Raw genomic sequence first — 19,226 nt, forward strand, 5'->3', positions numbered from 1 at the left:
ACCTTCTGTTAGGCGGTCTTTCCCCTCCGCGCAACCGCACCGCAAGGGGTTGCGATTCCTACGCCGAGATCCGCTCGATCACCGCGCCGCAGTTGGACAGCTTTTCTTCCAGCCGTTCGAAGCCGCGGTCGAGATGGTAGACCCGGTTGACCGTGGTCTCACCTTCGGCCGCCAGGCCGGCGATGACCAGCGACACGGAGGCGCGAAGATCGGTCGCCATGACCGGGGCGCCCTTCAGCTTCGGCACGCCCTCGACGATCGCCGTCTGGCCCGAAAGCGTGATGTGGGCGCCGAGCCGCGCCAGCTCCTGCACATGCATGAAGCGGTTTTCGAAAATCGTCTCGGTGATGCGCGATTTGCCCTTGGCCATCGTCATCAGGCCCATGAACTGCGCCTGCAGATCGGTCGGGAAGGCCGGGAAGGGCGCTGTCGTCACGTCGACCGGCGAAATGCCGGCGCCGTTGCGCCTCACACGGATGCCGGAATTTGTCGGCGTGATTTCGGCGCCGGTCTGGGCGATCACGTCGAGCGCGGTCTGCAGCAGCTCCGGCCGCGCGCCCTCAAGCACGACGTCGCCGCCGGTCATGGCGACGGCCATGGCATAGGTGCCGGTCTCGATGCGGTCGGGAATGACGCGCACGCGCGCGCCCGACAGCGATTCGACGCCGTCGATGGTGATTGTCGGGGTGCCGGCGCCGGAAATCTTCGCGCCCATGGCGTTGAGGCACTCGGCGAGGTTGACGATCTCGGGCTCGCAAGCCGCATTTTCCAGCACCGTCTCGCCCTTGGCGAGTGCCGCGGCCATCATCAGCACATGGGTGGCGCCGACCGAGACCTTCGGGAAGATATAGCGGTTGCCGACAAGCCGGCCATTCCGGGTCTTGGCGATGACATAGCCGGTGTCGACGTCGATATCGGCACCCAGCGCCTGCAGGCCATCGAGGAACAGATCGACCGGCCGTGTGCCGATCGCGCAACCGCCGGGCAGCGACACTTTTGCTTCGCCCATGCGGGCCAGCAGCGGGCCGATCACCCAGAACGAGGCGCGCATCTTCGACACAAGCTCGTAGGGCGCCGTCGTGTCGACGATGTTGCGGGCGGAGAAATTGATGGTGCGCGAATAGCCCTCATTCTGCTTCTCGCGACGGCCATTGACCGAATAATCCACGCCGTGATTGCCGAGGATCCGGATCAGCTGCTCGACATCGGCCAGATGCGGCACGTTTTCCAGCGTCAGCGTGTCGTCGGTGAGCAGCGAGGCGATCATCAGGGGCAGGGCCGCGTTTTTCGCGCCCGAGATCGGAATGCTTCCCGAGAGCTTGTTGCCCCCGACAATTCTGATGCGATCCATGGAAGAGCGTCCCTCTCGGCCAAAAAGGGCCGGTTCAATCGTTTGAGTAGCGGCCCGTCTAGACCATTGGCCAATCTGGTTCAAGAATTACACTGGTGCAGAAATAGGATTTCGCCCACCCCGGGCCAAGAGTGGCCGATTTGAGTTAATCTTTTTGTATTTCCTTCGATGCAGCGAGCCCGTCCGGGCGCAGGTCGGCCTCGCCGGTCCGCCGCGAGCGCGACTGCGCCTTGCGCTTTTGCAGATTGGCCCGCAATTGCTCGGCAAGCCGATCCTTGCGGATTGTTGCTCTGTTTTTCGGTGGAATTGTCTTGTCGTCCATCGCCCCGTCCGTGCCGGCGACCCGCCAGCTTGCTGTTCAGGGATAGCCAACATTGTGGCACGGCCATGTCATTAAAAGCTATCCGGCAAAGCCTTTCACAGAAGCGTTGCACTTGGCCTTGCGCTTGCCGGTTCGATATGGCAGAAGCCCCGCCATCAGCGGCTGCGGTAGCTCAGTGGTAGAGCACTCCCTTGGTAAGGGAGAGGTCGAGAGTTCAATCCTCTCTCGCAGCACCAGATTTTTCTGTTGAAATCTTTCAAGCCACTGACACACAACGGTTTCTGTCCATTCTGACGTTACAAATACCGTACAATTTGGATGGAACTGATGGCAGGCCGTGTTCGAAATCTCCTGAATCGGGCGGCCGCTATTTTGCACGGCTTGCAGTCCCGAAAGAGCTTTGGTCGGATATCGGGATTGCGACCAAGGGCTTGGCCGCGACTACAGGACAGCCATGAAGACGCTTCCTGGTGCTGTCGCCACTCTTCAGCATGAAATAGCACTTGGCGGGCGCGGCGCCGTCGCGGCTGACGAACAGTCCATCACTGTCGGCCGCTATCAACTTCTTCCACCATCGAGACTGTCAAATGCGCCTGGCCGACGATTCAAAGATCCGGACGCACCACTATGTCAGACATTGTCCATTTTGATGGACATCACAATCTTGCAAAGCGTCTTGTAAATTGTTGATTTTGCTAATTGAACTCAGAGTTCAATCTTCCCAGCGCTAATTTATTTCCATTGAGTGGCTAAGCTCTTGCGGAGGTTCTGGTCGCGTCTAGACCAATCAGTCCGCAGCAATCCACGTCATGCCTTCAGCACAAGTGCCCCGGTTGTCCTCCTAGCCTCGAGGTCGCGATGAGCGTCGGCAGCCCGCGCCAGATCATATTGCCTGGGCGCGCCGATCTTGATCACACCTTGGCGCAAAGCAGCGAAAAACCGGTTGATGTGAGGGCCAAGCTTTTCGGGGCTGTCAGTGTAATGGGCGTAGTTCGGACGGGAAATGGTGATCGACTTCGAAGAGAACCCACCGATGTCCCAATTTCCCACAGGTCCAGAGGCCTGACCGAAACTGACGAGATGGCCACGGACACCCAATGCGGCCAACGATCCACCGAACGTGTCATTGCCGACGGCGTCATAGGCGACATCTGCGCCCTTGCCTTCGGTCAAACGCATGACGGCCTCGGCGAAATTCTCTCTGGAGTAGACGATCACGTGATGGGCGCCGAGGCGTTCCACGATCCGGGCCTTATCGTCGCTCGAGACGGTGGCGATCACCGTCGCGCCGAGATGGCGTGCCCATTGCACCAGCAACTGGCCGACCCCGCCTGCTGCCGCATGGATGAGCACGACGGCCCCGGGCTTCACGGAATAGACGTCATGGAGCAGGAAGCTCGCAGTAATGCCCTTCAAAAGACTTGCCGCGACGGTTAGGTCGGAAACGCCGTCAGTGAGGTGAACCAAAAGGTCCGGTGCCATGTTGCGTCGTTCGCAGTATGCGCCGACCGGCGGGCATGCATAGGCAATCCGGTCGCCGACTGAAAAGCCCGAAACTTCGGGGCCGACCGCTGCGATGACGCCTGCGGCCTCCATGCCCGGAACGCCTGGCGGCTGCAGGAGATCGAAATAGCCGGTCCTGCAATAGACGTCGATGAAGTTGACCCCAATGAATGTGTGACGGATCTGGACCTCGCCACGCGATGGCGGCGCCAAGGCGATCTCCGCAAGCTGCAGAACCTCCGGTCCTCCGTGTCGCTCGACGAGGATTGCCTTGGCCCGTGTGCCTTGGGCGCTGGTCCTAGGCGGCTCCAGCTGGGGCCTCTCCGGGATCAACCGCGCCACTGGTTGCTTTGACGTGGCCCCCGTTGGTTCGGCAACTGGCCTTCCGTTTAAGAGCCGGCGAACGGACTCAAAACCGGCTTGGTAGATGCCTTCGGTGACCAGCTTGACCAGTTCATCACGGCGATGCGCCGGCGGATGGAACTCCGAGGACCATTCCCAGAAGGTGGTGTTGCCGTCCGTTACCGGCTTCAGCCGGATCGACGCGACATAACCCATCAACGGCAACGGCGCTTCCAGCAGACAATAGCTCAGCCGCCGGTCTTTGTCGGACAAGGCCAGGAGTTGTTCGCGCAGCTCGCTGCCATCCGTAAGGCGGAAATGACGCACCGCGCCGATCGCATCGGCCGCATCACCGCCCTCGATCTCGCTGAAGGAGATTGCCGGATGCCAGCGTTCATGCCCGTTGAAATCGCGCAGGACAGACCAGACGTCCTGGACAGGCGCGTTGATGATCGTGCTCTGGCAAACCTTGACCATTCGTCGATGTCAGCGGGCGAAGCGCTGTTTGAGCGCCGTGAAGGCGCTCTGGAATACACCCGTGCCGATCTGTTGCGCCAATGCGCTTTCACGCTCGGGTGCACAGTCGAACTCGGCCCGCCACTCGGCGAACGTCATGTTGCCGTCGGTTACAGGGGTCAGGGAGAGTGTGGCTATGTAGTTCTCGACCGCCATCGGGCTCTCCAGCATCGCATAGCTACAGGAGAGGTCGTAGTCAGACAAAGCCAGCAGTTTCTCTCTGATCCGGCCGCCGTCCTTCAGCAAGAAATTGCGAATGCAGCCGATCTGGTCCGGATGCGCGTTCTGTTCGATGCGGCTCTCCGCGACGAACGGTGTCCAGCTCGGCAAGCCATTGAAGTTTCGGACAAGTTTCCAGACGTCCACAGCTGGCGCATTGATCGTAGACGACACATAAATCTTCGGCATCGGGTGACCTTACGGCTTCACTGGTCGCGATCGTCATCGTCGGTTTCCTTGCCGCTCTTTGCCTTGCCTTTCTTGTCGCGGCTCAGGCTGGCTATGTCCTTGGCGTCTCGCAAAACATCCGTCATGCGGCCAAGCGACCCGCCCTCGATGCCGATCTCCTTCATCAGATTGTCGATCATCGGCGCCTGCACCCTGTAACGCAGCGCTGAATCGATGACCTCGTCGGTGACGTTGCGGCTGCCGCCCTGGCTCCCGTTGATGCCGTCGACATGCAGGATCTTGATGCCTTCGATCTTCTCCATCGGCTTGACGCTCTCGCGGATGATGCCTTCCATATGGTCCAGCAGCTTGCCGCGCAGGCGCCCGGCGCGGGCTTCGTCGGAGAGCAGATTCTCGGCCTCGTTGAGCTGCCTGTGACCGGCGGCGTCGACCTCGTAGCGCTGGGCTGCGGCCAGGGCATGGATTTTCTCCGCTTCCGCCGAAGCGACAGCAGCGATCTTCTGCGCTTCCGCCAGGCTCTTGGCCGCTTTCATCTCGGCGTCGGCGGCCGAGGTGATGCGCAAGGCATCGCGCTCGGCTTCCCGGGCGGCGCCGATGAGATCGGTCAGCTTGCGGCGCTCGGCAATCTCGCGCTCACGGGCGGTGAAGGCCTGTTCCTCTGCCTGAATCGCCTTTGCACGAACGGCTTCCGATGCGGCGATCGCGGACGAACGCTCCTGTGTTTTCTTGGCGATGTCGATGGCCTTCTGGATCTCGGCGATCTCGATCTTCTGGTCACGGTCGACGCCCAACTGGCGCATGTCGCGATCCTTGATCAGGCGGGCCTCCTCAATGCCGCGCTCGGTGGTGATGCGGGCGCGTTCCACCTCTTCGCCGGCAGAGATTTCGGCTTCCTCGAACGCTTGGCGCTTTGCAATTTGCAGCGCTTCGAGGTGACGCTCGCGCGCAATCCTCACCTCGTCAATGGCGCGCTCCTGCGCAATGCGCGCGGTTTCCGTGGCCTGGTTTTCGACGATCTCGGCGCGGCGCTTTTCAGCCTCTGCCTTGGTGACCTCCAGGGCCTTCTCCGCCAAGGCGATCTGACGCTCAAGCTCCGCGATCTCGAGCACCTTCTTGCGCTCGATCTCCAGTCCGCTCTGCGCACCTTCGCGCTCGATGCGAGCCTTTTCCAGGGACAATTCCAGAGCGATCTGTTCACGCTCTGTCAGTTCGCGCATTTTCATCTCGGTCTCGTCGAGGGACCGCCGGCGGGCGATTTCACGGCGCTGCGTGTCCTCTTCGCTCTTGATGCGCTCCTCGGTGATGTTTCGTTCCTGATTGAGGCGCGATTTCTCGACGGCTTCGCGCGATGACAGCTGCGCCTGTTCGGATTCCTGGTCGCGGAGCGCGCGCTCGATGGCCAGCTCAGAGCGCTGCGAGGCACGGCGGATTTCGACCTCGCGTTCCTGTTCGAGCCGCGCATATTCGGTGTCACGGTCGATCTCGAGCACCTTGCGCTGCGTATCGAGGTTCTGGTTGCGGATATCGACGAGGGTGCGCTGTTCAATCTCGTTGCGCATCCGGCGGCGAGTTTCGATGGATTCCGTCAGTTGCGTCAGCCCCTCGGCATCGAAAGCGTTGGACGGATCGAAATATTCCAGGCTGGTCTGGTCGAGGTCGACGATAGCGACACTCTCAAGTTCGAGACCGTTTGCGGCTAGCGATTCGGAGGCAAGCGTGCGCACCTTGGCCGCATAGTCGCCGCGCAACTCGTGCATTTCCTCCAAGCTCATCTGCGCAGCGATCGTGCGCATGGCGCCGGCGAATTTTCCCTCAAGCAATTCGCGCAGGCTTTCAGGCTGCAATGTGCGCCGGCCAAGTGTCTGCGCGGCAGCGGCGACCAATTCGCGGCTTGCTCCCACGCGCACGAAGAATTCCGCGATCAGGTCGACCCGCATCCGGTTCTTGGTGATCAACGCATGAGCGTCTTCGCGACGCACCTCGATGCGCAGCACGTTCATGTTGACGGGAGTTATTTCGTGCAGGACCGGTATGACGAAAGCGCCGCCATTGACGACCACTTTCTCGCCCATGAAACCGGTTCGCACGAACGCTGTTTCCTTGGTGGAACGCCGATACAGCCATCGCAGGACATAGACAGCAATCACAACGATGATCGCTGCGACGATCAACCACAAAAGGAACGTGCCAAAAGTCTGCGCGGCCATTTTTCTACCCTCCCAAACAGGATGCGATCGACCGAAGCCGACCGGCTTGATTTTCGTGAAGCTGTCGAACTGCAGATCGTGTCATGCGCGCCTCTGCAGTTTCGGTCCGATTGCATGGAATGCAGTGATCACCGCATCGATGAATGGCGCATCGTTGATGTTGGATCGGACCCGCTGAACCACACGCAGTGAGGTCTGGCGCACGGTTTTCTCGATCGCCTCGAACAGCGCATTGTCGGCCTCCGGATCGTGGAATGGTTGCCCGGGTGCATCGAGCATCGAGACGCCGCCTTCAGGCAGGAGAAAGCGCACAGGCCCGTTCATGGAATTCAGCCGCGCGCCGATCCATTCGCCAAACTGCCGGTTTTCGTCCCTGGTGGTGCGCATCAGGGTGACATTGGGATTGTGGACGACGAACTTCCGGCTTTTGAATTTTTCCGGCACACTGTCGCGCGGACCGAAATTGACCATGTCCAGGGCGCCGGTGGATCCGACATAGGGCAAGCCAGTGCGTATCGCCGCGCCGAAGCGATCATCGCTTGCCGGGAATACGCCGCCGACCACCATGTCGGCTATTTCCGTCGTTGTCAGGTCGATGAAGGCCGACAGCATTCGGGAATCGGCGAGGTTCTCCATGGCCCGGCCACCAATGCCTGTCGCGTGGAAAACCAGGCAGTCATAATCCGCTTCCAAACGTTTGGTCACGGCCTGCACGGCGGGCGTGGTGACGCCAAACATGGTGATGCCGACGGCTGGACGTGCCAGCTTTCGTTTGGCCTCCCAGGCCTCGCCGGAAGGCAGCTGCGCGACCATGCCCGCCATAGCGTGCGCAGCGTTGCCCAGGACGGCCTCGGTGATCGAGTTGAGGCCCTGAACATCGGCGACCGAGTGGAACATCATGATATCGGCGCCACCGACATATTTGCCGACGTCGCCGGCTGCGACAGTGGACACCATCAGTTTGGGGATGCCTACCGGCAGGACGCGCATACCGGCGGTGGCCATAGTCGTTCCACCTGAGCCGCCGGCTGAAATCACACCGCCGAGACGTTGCTCGCGTTCGATCCAGCGAGCAAAGGCCTCGGCCATTGCCGCGACCGAGCTACCGCGGTCATTGGAAAACACAGCCGATGATCCTCGCGCATGCATGCCTGCGACCTGCATAGCGGGAACGTCCGCGCTCGACGGCTTTCCCGAGGTGGAGAGGTCGACTGTGCGAACGGGGATCCCCAGCGATTTCAGACGATCGGCCACGAACCGCAATTCCTTCGCCTTCGTGTCGAACGTTCCGGCGACAAGAACGGTGCGGCCGATCCGCTCGGCGAAGGGGATGGCGAACACTTTCTTCAGTTCGTCTTGCGGATTGTGTTTTTCGACAGCCGCTTCCCGCATGGCTGCAACCGGGACGTTCCATCGGTTTGGCAGCTCGGTGACCGGACGATAAACCCCATTCTGGGCGATCGGCTCGGTGCGTGTGCCCACCCGGTCAATGCGGTAGACCTTCGCCAGTTGCTCTTGTGCTTCGGCGATTGCGGCTGGGGTAACACCAGGTTCATCGGAGTGGCGGCCAACGCCCAGCAGGCGTTGCTGCAAATCGCGATCGGCGGCAAGCGCCGAGGCTTCCATGACCCGGTTTATGCGCCCGTTGACCATGATAGCGACGCGGTCCGACACTGCCGTTGCGACGCCGATATTCTGTTCGATGACGAGGATCGCCATCTCGCCTTCTTCCGCCAGGCTGACGAGCATACGCTCGACCTGTTCGACAATGACCGGCGCCAGCCCTTCGGTCGGCTCATCCATGACCAGCAGTTTGGGGTCGCTCAGCAGCGCACGCGAAATGGCCAGCATCTGCTGCTCGCCACCGGACAGTTGAGAACCGCCATTGCTCTTGCGTTCCGCCAGGCGCGGAAAGGTCTGGTAGACACGCTCGACCGTCCAGTTGGCGTCGCGTTTCGACGACATCCGCAAATGCTCATCCACGGACAGGCTTGGCCAGACTCGCCTGCCTTGGGGGACATAGCCGACGCCGAGGCGGTGGATCTCGTGCGGGTCGAGCGATGATATCTCTCGACCGTTGACTCGAATGGAACCGGATTGTGCGCGCTTCAGGCCAGTGATGGTGTTGCACAGTGTCGTCTTGCCCATGCCATTGCGGCCGACGACCGACAACACGCCGGTTTCCAAAGTCAGCGACACGCCCTGCAGCGCATGACTTTGGCCATAGTAGACCTGAAGGTCCTCGATCTTGAGAACCGCCTTGCCTGAGGAAGCGGCGCGCTCAGCCATGCTTGCCTCCAAGGTAGATTTCCTGGACCTCAGGATCGGCCTCGATCTCCTGGGGCGTGCCTTCCTTGAACAGGCGGCCATTGTGCATCATCGAGACATATTCGGAGACGCGAAGCGCCACGTCGAGATCATGCTCGATGATGACATAGCCGATGTGCTTGGGGAGGCCGTTGAGGATCGCAACCAGATCGCGGCGCTCTGTCGGCGACAGACCCGCTGCGGGTTCGTCGAACAGTATGAATCGCGGTGCGCCGGCGAGCGCCAGCGCAATTTCGAGCTGTCGCTGCTGGCCGTGGCTGAGTGTCGCCACCAACGCGTCGCGGTCGCTGTCCAAATGCACGGCGTGGAGGATCGACTCGGCCTGAACCCTGTTGACGTCATTCAACCGCGGCCGAAGCAATGAGAACCGCCGGCGCGACACTCCGCGGCACGCCAGGAAGATTGAATCCAGAACCGACAACCCCTTGAACAGCTGCGAAATCTGGTAGGTCCGCCGCAAGCCACGCCTGATGCGTTCATGTGGGGGCAGATCGGTTATGTCTTCGCCGAAGAAACGGATGCGCCCGGCGGTTGGCAAGAAGTCGCCGGTCACCGCGTTGAAAAGCGTCGTCTTGCCGGCGCCGTTGGAGCCGAGGACCGCGCGCCGTTCACCGGCCGCGATCCTCATATTGATGCCGGAGAGCGCCACCAGAGCACCGAAATGACGCGCGACGCCGTCCAGTTCCAGTGCGTAAGCACCAGGTCCTTGCAGAGGGGAAGCCATGTCATTCTCGGCCACTGGTGCGCGCTCCTGCGTTCGACCGATTATGGGCAGCTCGGATTGTCGCGGCTCACTGCGCCCAGCGCCGTGAAGTCCGCTTCAGCAATGCCGAGTGTCTGGTTTACCTGCGGAACCACCTTGATCAGCTTGTTCAACAGCGTCCCGTCTGCGTTTTCAGTCACTTCCGTCAGGAAGATGTCGGCAATCGCATTGCGGTTCTTGTCGAGCGAAACCTTGCCCGTCGGCGTCTCAAAAGACAGCGACGAAAGGGTTTCGCGGAGCTTCGCACCACCATCGGACACATCGCCACCGACCTTGTCGAGGCCAAGCAGCGCGGCTTTCATGTTGATGTAGTAGGCATGGGCAAACAGCGACGGCGACGGGAATGCACCTGGCTGCTTCTTGTAAGCCTCGACAAACTTGGTCCAGGAAGGGGTGTCATTCGTGTCGGCCGTCGGACCGGCCGAAGGCGTTCCAACGAGCACGTCTCGCAGCTTGCCCTTGGCCGTGAGCACTGTCTGATCGACAGTGATCGAGCCACCGATTAGCGGGGCGGCACCGCCGGACTGTTGGTATTGAGTCAGGAAGTTCACGGCGTCTGCACCGCCAAGTGCCACATAGATTGCGTCGACACTGTCGGGGATGGCAGCGATGACCGAGGAGAAATCCTTGTTGCCGATCGGCACCCAGGACTTCGACGGTACGTGTCCGCCTGCCTTGCAGAATTCAGCCATGAAGCCGAACACCTGCGTGTAGGGAAACGAATAGTCCTCCGCGACGGTTGCTACGGTCTTGTAGCCCTTGTCCTTGAAGGCGTAAGTGCCGAGGCCTGCCATCCACTGCGCGCCATCGGTTCCAAAGCGGAAGAAGTTCGGGGCAGGATCCCTGAAAGTCGTGTCCTGGGCAGCAGAGGCGCCATTCAGGAACGTGACCGTCGGCTGGGTCTTGGCATAGTCCTTGACGGCCAGGCCTTCGTCACCAGAAAGCGGGCCGATCAGAACCTTGACGCCATCCTGTTCGACCAGCTTGCGGGCCGCGCGCACCGCACTGTCGGGCGACGCGTCGGACGACCCCTTGACGATCTCGATCTTTTTGCCGGCCACGGTGCCGGCGACCTCCTCCACGGCAGTCATTGCGCCACGCTCGCTGTCTTCGCCAAGCACCGTGAAGGGCCCTTCGAAGGTCGCAAGCAGACCGATCTTGATGGTGTCGTCAGCGGCGAGAGCCAAGGACGGAGCGGTCAGCCCGCTCGCCAGTGCCAAAGCCAGTAATGTGCGTCTGTGCATCCTCATTATTTCCTCCCTTGATTGACAGAGTTATGCAGTTCATTCCGCCCGGCCGTCACAGGCCGGGGCGCAAGGACTCCTGAGAAAAGTTGGGCTTGAACTTTGCCCACAACCCAAGAATTCCGTCTGGTGAAATGAAGACGATCACCAGGAACACGAGGCCGATCAGCGTGTTGAAACGCTCGGCACCGACGAGATCGATCGCGAACGTCTGCATCAGGACGACGACGAGGGCGCCAAGAAAGGGTCCGATTGGATGCCGCAGGCCGCCAATGACAGCGATGATCAGAACATCGATTGCAGCGTCCACACCGATGGTGCCGGGCGAGACGCGGCCGTTGAACCAGACCAGGAGCACACCGGCCATCCCACCTGTGATGCCGGCCAGAAACCAGGCGAACACCTTGTGCGCGGTGACGTTGAAGCCCAGAGCGCGCATCCGCCGCGGATTGTCACGGATCGCCTGCAGGGTCAGCCCGAACGTTGACCTGGAGCCATAGAGGATCGAGGCATAGGCGAGCACCGAGAACCCAAGGCACAGGTAATAGAACGGCTTCGGATCGCGCCAGTTCACGCCCCAGAAAGCTGGCGCGCGTACGCCGGCATAGCCCGAATGGCCATTGAAGATCGCGTAGTTCTGCTGCGCGAAGTAGAAGGTGGCGGTGGCAATCGCGAGTGTGATCATGATGGTGTAGATGCCTTCGGTGCGGACCGATATCCATCCGATCAGGGACGAGGCTATCGCCGCGATCAGGATCGCAACCGGCGCCGCAATCCACCACGGCCAGCCAAAGCCAAGAAGGTGGCTGTTGTTGTCGCCGAAGATCGCGATGCAATAGGCAGCGATGCCGGCGACGGTGATCTGAGCCAGGCTGACCATGCCGCCGTAGCCGGCGAGCATCATCAGCGACAGTCCAAGCATGCCAAAGATCAAGGAATAGCCGCCGATCTGCGTCAGGAAGAAATCCGACGCCACCAGCGGATACAGAACCAGCGCGATGCCGAGGAAAATGTGGCCCGCGCCAATTTTGTCCAGCCAGTTTGGCTGGGTTGCGCCGGGCGTGGATTGGAGGCTCATGGTCATCGTGATTTGCCCATGATGCCTTGAGGCCGGATCGCAAGCGTCACGACCATGATGATGAAGGTCAGCACGACGCCGTAGGTCGGGAAGTAGACGAGACCGAGCTGCTCGGCCAGGCCAATGAGAAGCGCACCTATGGCCGCGCCTGATATCGAGCCCATGCCGCCGACGATGACGACAACAAGCGAGGCCAGCAGATAGCGAATATCCTCTCCAGGCGCGACGGAGAGCGCTGATCCGCCAACGACTCCGGCAAAGCCGGCAAGTCCGGCGCCGACCGCAAAGACGATGGCAAAGACCGCATGCACATTGACGCCAGACGCCGAGAGCATAGCGCGGTCGTCGACGCCGGCGCGGATCATCATGCCGACGCGGGTCTTGTTCAGCATCAGCCACAGGCCGATGCCAATGACGATGGCCGCGGCCAGGACAGCAATCCGATAAAATGGGTAGGTCAGGAAGACCGATGCGCCGTTGGATCGGACCGCCGTTATGACAGGCAAGGTCACTGCACCATCGAGCCATTCCGGCACCGCGATCTGGTAAGTGCCGCCGGCCCAGACCGCCAGCATCAAGTCGGCCGCGACAATCGAGATGCCGATGCTGACCAGGGTTTGCCTGAGATCGTCACCCTCCAGGCGGCGGAAGACGACGACCTGCATGACGACACCGATCGCCGCCAGCACGATGAAGCCGGCCGCGACTCCCAGCAACCAGTAGCCGGTGCGGTTCGCCACTTCGTAGCCGATATAGGCGCCGAGCAGATAGAGCGAGCCATGCGCCAGGTTGACGTTGCGCATGAGACCGAAGATCAATGTGAAACCGCTGGCAACCAGAAAGTAGAGACCTGCCAGGGTGACGCCATTGAGCACGGCGCTGACGAAGGCTTTCTTCGATATCAGGATCGCGTTGAGCCAATCCGGCCAGACGGCGAAAACCAGCCATGCGACGAGCGCGGCGACCAGAAGCCAGAAAAGGCCCCACGCCTGCCGGCGCGACACGCCGCCGCCCGAGATCCCGGACGAAGATGGCCGGTCCAGGATACTCATGCAGTCAGCCGCCGGCGCTGTTCGTTGATCCGCGGCGCCTTATGGAATTTGCCGTCCTTCATGATGGCGAGGATGCGGTTCTTGTCCTGCAGGATGCGCACGTCCGAGATCGGATCACCGTCGATCAGCAGCAGGTCGGCGAGATAGCCTTCCTTGATCAGACCGAGCTCGTCGCCCATGCCCATGATCTGGCCGCCAAACTTGGTTCCGGCCTGGATCGCCTCCATCGGTGAGTAGCCAAGCATCTCGACGAACGTCTGGATGTCCTTGGCGTTGGTGCCTTGCGGGGTCCACGCAAAACCATAGTCGCCGCCGATGCAGACGCGGATACCGCGCCGATGCATCTTCTTCATCGTATCGATGCACATTTCGAGCTCGCGCTCATATTCGAGCGAAAGTGGCGAGCCCGGCTTGATGCCCCATTGCTCGGCATGGCGAGCAGTGTTGATGAGCCACGCAATGCCGGGCGCAACGAAGTGCTTGTCCTTGGCTGCTTCAAGCATGTCGAGTGCCTCTTCGTCGGCGAAAGAGGCATGGTAGATATTCTGGATGCCGTGCCTGATGCACTGCTTGACCGATCCGGAAGAGCGCGCGTGTGCCGACAACACCTTGTTGCGGCAGCGTGCCTCCGAGGCCGCCATGGCGACCTCCTCCTCGGACATCGGTGTCTCTTCGGCGCCCATGCCGGTGATGCTTTCACCGGACAGGTTGAGCTTGATCGAGTCGACGCCGTATTTGATCAGCTGGCGCACGGTGCGCCGGATTTCTTCTGGTCCCGATACGACGATGCCGAGGTTGAGACCCTCGTGCGGGATATGAGACGGCGACGAATCTCCGAGGCCTCCCACCGTGGTGATCTCGGGTCCAGCTGCAAGGTAGCGAGGGCCAGGAAACCGTCCCTGATTGATGAACTTCTTGCACACGACATCCAGCCTGGGCTTGGCTGCCGCAGCACCGCGGCCGGCCGTAAAGCCTGCGTCCAGCACGAGCTTGGCCATTTCCATGGTGACCAGCATATGCTCCTCGATCTCCATCATCTGGATAGGGTCGATGCCGGGCGCATTGTTCCAGGACAGGTGCAGATGGGCATCGATCATGCCGGGCATCAGCGTCGCGCCCATGCCGTCAATGACCGTCGCACCGCCACCATATGACGGTGACGATGATGAGCCAAAACGTGACGAACCCTTGATGATCTGCTTGATGCGGTTGCCCTGCACCAGAACTTCCCCGGTATATGGATACTCACCGGTCGCGTCGAGCACACGCACATTGGTGAAGAGCGTGCCGCCCGAACTGTTTCCGTTCCAGCTGTCTTCTGCCATCTTAACCTCCCAAAAACTGTCGAACGCGCAGTTTTACGCGCTGTTCAGGTCCTCACCTATCAACGCGTCGCAAAAAATCGGCGAGCTTCTGGCTGCTTTCGCGGGGGCACTCGATGGTGGCCCAGTGTCCGCACCGATCGAGCGACGAGATTACGGCTCCCTTGATGCCATCGGCAAGCGCCTGACCGACGCTCATCGGATTGACCGTGTCGGCGTCGCCGGTGACCAACAGGGTAGGGGCCGCAATGCGCCTGGGGTCGACCGCCACCGCCTTCGCCAGTGCCTCGCAAGTGCGCGCATAGGACTCCGGATCCTGACGTGTTATCGACTCGCGCACGAAGGCGACCGCCGCAGGCGACGTCTCTCTTGTATGCGCCGACAGCGCATTGGCGACGATCTGATCGGCAATGTCGGCAATGCCGCCGGACCTGGCCAATTGGGCTCGCTTGGCAAGGCCCAGCCGGGTCGCTTCGGCAGGTTCGGCCAAGGCGCCGAACAATGCCAGCGAGGCGACCAGCGCAGGTTGCTTAACAGCTATTTGCTGACAGACGATGGTGCCCATCGAATGGCCGATGAAATGTGCCCGCGTGACGCCCATACCGTCCATGGCGTGGATAACGGCATCGCTCATGATCTCCATCGTCAGCGGCTCAAATGGCCTTGGCGAGCGCCCCGAGCCAGGCAGATCGAGCCGGACTACACGATATCCAGAAAGTGCGGCCATCTGGGGCTGGAACATGTTCGACGTTCCGCCGAGGCCATGGATCATCACCACCGGCATACCTTCGCCGGTGACCTCGGCAACGACCGGTCCGATCGTCACGGTCGTCATTGCGCACGCTCCGCGAAGCGGTTCTCCAGAGATCCAATGCCGTCGATCTCGACGCGGACGACGTCGCCGGCCTTCAGGTATCTCGGCGGATCAAACCCGATACCGACGCCCGCTGGTGTGCCCGTCGCAATGATATCGCCAGGGTTCAGTGTGATGCCTTGCGAGAGCGTCGAGATGATCGTCGGGATATCGAAAATGAGCAGCGAAATCTTCGAGTTCTGGCGTAGGTCGCCATTGACGAAACAGCGAACAGAAGCACTATCGAGGTCGAGTTCGTCCTTGGTTATGGCCCAAGGCCCCATGGGGCAAAAAGTGTCCTGGGACTTGCCTATCAGCCACTGACTGTATTTGCCCTGCAGATCGCGAGCGGTGACGTCGTTGACGATCGTGTAGCCCCAAACGTGATCGTAAGCGTCTTCCTTTGAAATTCCACGCCCGCCCTTGCCGATGATGACGGCAAGCTCGGCCTCATAATCGATGGCCGTCGATACAGAGGAGTCGATCAGCACATTGGTGTTGGTCGGTATCACCGACTCTGGAACCTTGGTGAAGATGATCGGATGCTTGGGGATGGTTCCGGCGGCCGCGCTCGAGTCAAAACCACTGCGGGAAAATTCGTGGGCATGCTCATGATAGTTCTTGCCGACGCAGAAAATGTTGCGGGCCGGCAGCGGGATTGGCGCTTCGATCTCAACCTGCGCAAGCGGGATCGGCGAAAGCGTTCGCGGCACCCCGGCGCCATTGCGACGGATCAACGCCAGAAGACCTGTCTGTGCCTGCTCGACGGGTAGATCAAAAGGCGAAACGGTCTGCTTCTCGAGATCGACGATGCCGACGCGACGCTCTCCGGCGATCGCGAATGTCGCAATTTTCATGCCTCTCTCCCTGAACCTTTTATGAGCCAATATGTGGCCTTTGAAGACACGATAGCCACGATTGGTTGGGCTTGGCAATGGGTTTCGTGCAGGAAACTTTGCATATCTGCCTGAAAAGACCAATTTGGGGCTTGGACTACCTAGACCGAACGCCCGGGGACTGATATTCTTGGTTCACAATTGGATCAGATAGAAGCTTCGCCATGCCAAAGCTCGTTGCGAACGATATTGCCTTGATGCTCAAGAAGCGGATTTCATCCGGCGAATGGCTTGAGGACGGGCGGATGCCTCCTGAGCGCGACCTGGCGGTCGAGTTTGGGGTGGCGCGCAACACCGTGCGGCGCGCCGTTGGTTTCCTGGAAGACGATGGGACGGTTGTTCGCCACGTCGGCCGCGGGACATTTCTAACCGCGACAAATCCCCTGTCGATTGCCTCGATGGTTGCCCGGATGGAAGGCACCAGCCCCGCCGATATGATGGAGATAAGGCAACTGCTGGAGCCGGCTGCCGCGGCTTTTGCCGCGACCAACGCAAGTGCGGCCGAACTGAATGCAGTGCGCGAAGCACACAAGACCGCCTGCGAGTCGCAAGACATGCCCACATTCGAGCATTGGGATGCGGAATTCCATCACCGCGTGTTCGCATGCTGCCGCAATGATTTTTTGAAAGAAATCCATAATCTCATGCGTGCGATCCGAAATCAGTCGCCCTGGTTCGAGATGAAGAAGCGGTCATTCTCCGAAGAGCGCCGCCTGGTGTATTGCGAGGAGCATCAGGCGCTTCTGGATGCATTGCTCCATCGCGATCCGGATGGCGCCAAGACAGCGATGTTGGTCCATCTCGGAACCGTCGGGAAGAACCTTCTGGGACGTTGACTATCGGTGCCTGACCACGCCAAATCCTCAGGGATCGGCCGTCTGCCTGATCCGGTCGCGCATCGGGAACCGAGGGGTTCGCTGCAACGTATGTAACGCCAGTTCGTTTCAGCTTTTGCAGCCTGGCTCGGCGGCAAAACTGGGCAAGCCGATGAACCAATGCCCTCTGCCCAAGTGGTCGGTTCACCATCACGGCGACGCCTCGATCTGCAACCACCGGCAGCATTCGTTCTCTGCCGCCCGGTCATCTAGCGTGTGACCTGAGGCAAACAGCCCCGGCATTTGCGAGGGCGAGGGTACATGGGAATGGCGCGGCCATCGTGCTGGCGGACCTCATCAGCGGTGCATTGCTTCAGAAAAAGGCTGTCACAGGCAAATCCGGCCGAAGCGCATTCCCGGCAAGACACGATTCGTTAACCAAGATGCTGTTCATCGACATGACGTATTGTGGCGTGGATGCCCGTCTGCGCCGGTCAGGTCCATGCTTGTCAGGAAGAGGGCCGAAAGGCTCCTGATCTGGGCGGAAACCTGAAATCGCCCGAAACAAAACAATGTGCAAGGCATGAACGTGAGCGAAAACGTGCAAAACACCCCGGGTGCTTCCCGTCTTTGGACACTGCCTGCCATCATCGCAGCCTTCCTTTGCCTGTGCGTTACCGGCGCGTTCGCGGAGACGCGTGCTTTGAAGATTCAACATCTCCATACGGGCGAGAAGGCTGAAATCGTCTTCAAGCGCAATGGGCGCTATGATCCGGCGGGATTGAAGAAGATCAATCTCATGCTGCGCGACTGGCGTCGCAACGAACCGACGAAGATGGATCCGCGCCTGCTCGATCTTGTCTGGCAGGCCTATCGCGCCAGCGGCTCGACCGCCTATATCCACGCGGTCAGCGCCTATCGGTCGCCAGCGACGAACGCCATGCTGCGCAGCCGCTCGAAGGGCGTGGCGCGGGAGAGTCAACACATGGTTGGCCGCGCGATGGACTTCTTCCTGCCGGATGTGCCGCTGAAGAAACTGCGCGACATCGGGCTCAAGATGCAGGGCGGCGGCGTCGGTTATTACCCTACCTCCGGTTCGCCTTTCATCCATATGGACGTCGGCAATGTGCGGCATTGGCCTGGCATCAGCCGCCAGGAACTCGCAAGGGTATTCCCGAACGGCAATACCCTGCATGTGCCGAGCGACGGCAAACCGCTGCCCGGTTATGGGCAGGCGTTTGCCGCCTACAAATCGCGCAAGGGCGCCGGCACGCCCAGCATCGAACTGGCAAGTGCCGACGGCGGCCAACGTAGGCCACGCGGCCTGCTGGCCACCCTTTTGGGTGGGCGCGGCGCGGACGAGACCGACGATGTCGCCGAAGCGGTGCCGGCGCCACGCAAGCCTGCCAGGTCCGTTGAACCTAGGCCCGCCGGCATCGCAATCGTGCCGCCGCAGGATGCCCAGCGCGCCGACATCCAGACGGCTTCCGTCGATCGGGCCGAAGAATCGCCGAAGACGCCTGAAGCAATCGTCATGGCGATGGCGCCGGGCTCAGTGCCGCTGCCAGCCTTCGCCCCGCGCACTGGGCCAACGACCAGCATTCCGACCCCGCAAATCGCGCCACTTGCAACAGCCGACGCTTCCACGGCGCGGGCCGAACTGGCCAAGCCAACAGCAACCGATGCGGAAATTCCCTCGGGCAAGTCGGATGCCGGTCCCGCGAGCGGCGCGCCGGACATGGTGGCGCTCAACATCCCGTTGCCGACATGGCGGCCGGGAAGCCTGACAAGCCCGACGCGTCAGCCTGACGCAGACAAATCCGGCGATGCGGTCGCTGCCTTGCTGGCCTTGAACCACGCCGATGACGGCCTTGATGGGTTGGCCGGCCAGCGGGTCTCGGTTGCCCAACCGAAGCCCGAAGATCGCGTCAGGACCAGCCCGAAGGCCGACCGCGTCCAGCCACGTCTCGATCCCGAAGCCACCGCAGTCATCGTGCCGGCAGCGTTGTCCGGCCGGCTGATTGAGACAGGTCGCGGCATCGCTGGCGGAACCAGCCCCGCGACGGCGCCCGTCATTGCCGCCAATCTCATCCGCACCGCGCCGGAGCACGTCTATCTCGACGGATTCCAGCCGCGAGGACAGACCTCCGATCACCGACGCTTCACCGGTTCCGCGGTCAAGTTCCTGCCCATCGCCAGCTTCAAATAGACGCAAGCCCTCGTTCG

General features: G+C 61.0%; 15 protein-coding genes and 1 tRNA gene. 3 read left to right on the top strand and 13 right to left on the bottom strand.

The window, feature by feature from the left end:
- Nucleotides 1-58 precede the first annotated feature (58 nt).
- Nucleotides 59-1,351 carry a UDP-N-acetylglucosamine 1-carboxyvinyltransferase gene (gene murA / locus EOA16_RS07850; protein ID WP_127256896.1) on the bottom strand — a complete coding sequence of 431 codons (1,293 nt, stop codon included), beginning with the start codon at nt 1,349-1,351 and terminating at the stop codon, nt 59-61.
- A gap of 145 nt (nt 1,352-1,496) precedes the next feature.
- Entirely contained in the window at nt 1,497-1,673 is a 177-nt protein-coding gene (locus tag EOA16_RS07855; RefSeq protein WP_127256898.1) for a hypothetical protein, read from the bottom strand.
- A 161-nt stretch (nt 1,674-1,834) separates the two neighbouring features.
- Between EOA16_RS07855 and EOA16_RS07860 the strand changes: the two genes are divergently transcribed.
- Nucleotides 1,835-1,909 (top strand) — tRNA-Thr (locus EOA16_RS07860).
- Nucleotides 1,910-2,480: 571 nt separating this feature from the next.
- On the opposite strand, the gene EOA16_RS07865 is transcribed toward EOA16_RS07860, so the two are convergent.
- The 11 genes from EOA16_RS07865 to EOA16_RS07915 form a co-directional block, all read right to left on the bottom strand.
- A complete protein-coding gene (locus EOA16_RS07865; protein WP_127256900.1) occupies nt 2,481-3,995 on the bottom strand; it encodes a zinc-binding dehydrogenase in 1,515 nt (504 codons plus the stop codon).
- 9 nt (nt 3,996-4,004) lie between these two features.
- Entirely contained in the window at nt 4,005-4,442 is a 438-nt protein-coding gene (locus tag EOA16_RS07870; protein ID WP_127256902.1) for an SRPBCC family protein, read from the bottom strand.
- A gap of 17 nt (nt 4,443-4,459) precedes the next feature.
- Nucleotides 4,460-6,649 carry a flotillin family protein gene (locus EOA16_RS07875; protein WP_127256904.1) on the bottom strand — a complete coding sequence of 730 codons (2,190 nt, stop codon included), beginning with the start codon at nt 6,647-6,649 and terminating at the stop codon, nt 4,460-4,462.
- A gap of 81 nt (nt 6,650-6,730) precedes the next feature.
- On the bottom strand, nt 6,731-8,938 hold the full coding sequence (locus EOA16_RS07880; protein WP_127256906.1) for an ABC transporter permease: 2,208 nt from the start codon (nt 8,936-8,938) through the stop codon (nt 6,731-6,733).
- Complete coding sequence (locus EOA16_RS07885) at nt 8,931-9,701, bottom strand: ABC transporter ATP-binding protein (protein WP_127256908.1); 771 nt, start codon at nt 9,699-9,701, stop codon at nt 8,931-8,933. The genes EOA16_RS07880 and EOA16_RS07885 overlap by 8 nt, the downstream gene beginning before the upstream one ends.
- A 41-nt stretch (nt 9,702-9,742) precedes the next feature.
- Nucleotides 9,743-10,984, bottom strand: coding sequence for an ABC transporter substrate-binding protein (locus tag EOA16_RS07890; protein ID WP_206517317.1), 1,242 nt, complete (start codon nt 10,982-10,984; stop codon nt 9,743-9,745).
- Between the two features lie 55 nt (nt 10,985-11,039).
- Nucleotides 11,040-12,068 (bottom strand): branched-chain amino acid ABC transporter permease, encoded by a 1,029-nt coding sequence (locus EOA16_RS07895; RefSeq protein ID WP_245455877.1) that lies wholly within the window; start codon nt 12,066-12,068, stop codon nt 11,040-11,042.
- Complete coding sequence (locus EOA16_RS07900; protein WP_127256911.1) at nt 12,065-13,114, bottom strand: branched-chain amino acid ABC transporter permease; 1,050 nt, start codon at nt 13,112-13,114, stop codon at nt 12,065-12,067. The genes EOA16_RS07895 and EOA16_RS07900 overlap by 4 nt, the downstream gene beginning before the upstream one ends.
- The gene (locus tag EOA16_RS07905; RefSeq protein WP_127256913.1) at nt 13,111-14,439 is read right to left on the bottom strand and encodes an amidohydrolase family protein; all 1,329 of its coding nucleotides are present in this window, start codon (nt 14,437-14,439) and stop codon (nt 13,111-13,113) included. The genes EOA16_RS07900 and EOA16_RS07905 overlap by 4 nt, the downstream gene beginning before the upstream one ends.
- Nucleotides 14,440-14,491: 52 nt before the next feature.
- Nucleotides 14,492-15,271: an alpha/beta fold hydrolase gene (locus tag EOA16_RS07910; RefSeq protein ID WP_127256915.1), complete on the bottom strand. Its 780-nt coding sequence runs from the start codon at nt 15,269-15,271 to the stop codon at nt 14,492-14,494.
- Nucleotides 15,268-16,269 (bottom strand): fumarylacetoacetate hydrolase family protein, encoded by a 1,002-nt coding sequence (locus tag EOA16_RS07915; protein WP_245455878.1) that lies wholly within the window; start codon nt 16,267-16,269, stop codon nt 15,268-15,270. The genes EOA16_RS07910 and EOA16_RS07915 overlap by 4 nt, the downstream gene beginning before the upstream one ends.
- A gap of 80 nt (nt 16,270-16,349) precedes the next feature.
- Between EOA16_RS07915 and EOA16_RS07920 the strand changes: the two genes are divergently transcribed.
- Nucleotides 16,350-17,021, top strand: a complete 672-nt coding sequence (locus EOA16_RS07920; RefSeq protein WP_127256917.1) for an FCD domain-containing protein — start codon at nt 16,350-16,352, stop codon at nt 17,019-17,021.
- 562 nt (nt 17,022-17,583) lie between these two features.
- Complete coding sequence (locus tag EOA16_RS07925) at nt 17,584-19,209, top strand: DUF882 domain-containing protein (protein ID WP_127256919.1); 1,626 nt, start codon at nt 17,584-17,586, stop codon at nt 19,207-19,209.
- The last annotated feature ends 17 nt before the right edge of the window (nt 19,210-19,226 follow it).

Source organism: Mesorhizobium sp. M7A.F.Ca.US.008.03.1.1 (genome assembly GCF_003997495.1).
In the GTDB taxonomy this organism is placed as follows: domain Bacteria; phylum Pseudomonadota; class Alphaproteobacteria; order Rhizobiales; family Rhizobiaceae; genus Mesorhizobium.

Bases quoted from the DNA above. Each gene is read 5' to 3' on its own strand.
- murA (WP_127256896.1), bottom strand. From the start codon at position 1,351: ATGGATCGCATCAGAATTGTCGGGGGCAACAAGCTCTCGGGAAGCATT.
- EOA16_RS07855 (WP_127256898.1), bottom strand. From the start codon at position 1,673: ATGGACGACAAGACAATTCCACCGAAAAACAGAGCAACAATCCGCAAG.
- EOA16_RS07865 (WP_127256900.1), bottom strand. From the start codon at position 3,995: ATGGTCAAGGTTTGCCAGAGCACGATCATCAACGCGCCTGTCCAGGAC.
- EOA16_RS07870 (WP_127256902.1), bottom strand. From the start codon at position 4,442: ATGCCGAAGATTTATGTGTCGTCTACGATCAATGCGCCAGCTGTGGAC.
- EOA16_RS07875 (WP_127256904.1), bottom strand. From the start codon at position 6,649: ATGGCCGCGCAGACTTTTGGCACGTTCCTTTTGTGGTTGATCGTCGCA.
- EOA16_RS07880 (WP_127256906.1), bottom strand. From the start codon at position 8,938: ATGGCTGAGCGCGCCGCTTCCTCAGGCAAGGCGGTTCTCAAGATCGAG.
- EOA16_RS07885 (WP_127256908.1), bottom strand. From the start codon at position 9,701: ATGGCTTCCCCTCTGCAAGGACCTGGTGCTTACGCACTGGAACTGGAC.
- EOA16_RS07890 (WP_206517317.1), bottom strand. From the start codon at position 10,984: ATGCACAGACGCACATTACTGGCTTTGGCACTGGCGAGCGGGCTGACC.
- EOA16_RS07895 (WP_245455877.1), bottom strand. From the start codon at position 12,068: ATGACCATGAGCCTCCAATCCACGCCCGGCGCAACCCAGCCAAACTGG.
- EOA16_RS07900 (WP_127256911.1), bottom strand. From the start codon at position 13,114: ATGAGTATCCTGGACCGGCCATCTTCGTCCGGGATCTCGGGCGGCGGC.
- EOA16_RS07905 (WP_127256913.1), bottom strand. From the start codon at position 14,439: ATGGCAGAAGACAGCTGGAACGGAAACAGTTCGGGCGGCACGCTCTTC.
- EOA16_RS07910 (WP_127256915.1), bottom strand. From the start codon at position 15,271: ATGACGACCGTGACGATCGGACCGGTCGTTGCCGAGGTCACCGGCGAA.
- EOA16_RS07920 (WP_127256917.1), top strand. From the start codon at position 16,350: ATGCCAAAGCTCGTTGCGAACGATATTGCCTTGATGCTCAAGAAGCGG.
- EOA16_RS07925 (WP_127256919.1), top strand. From the start codon at position 17,584: ATGAACGTGAGCGAAAACGTGCAAAACACCCCGGGTGCTTCCCGTCTT.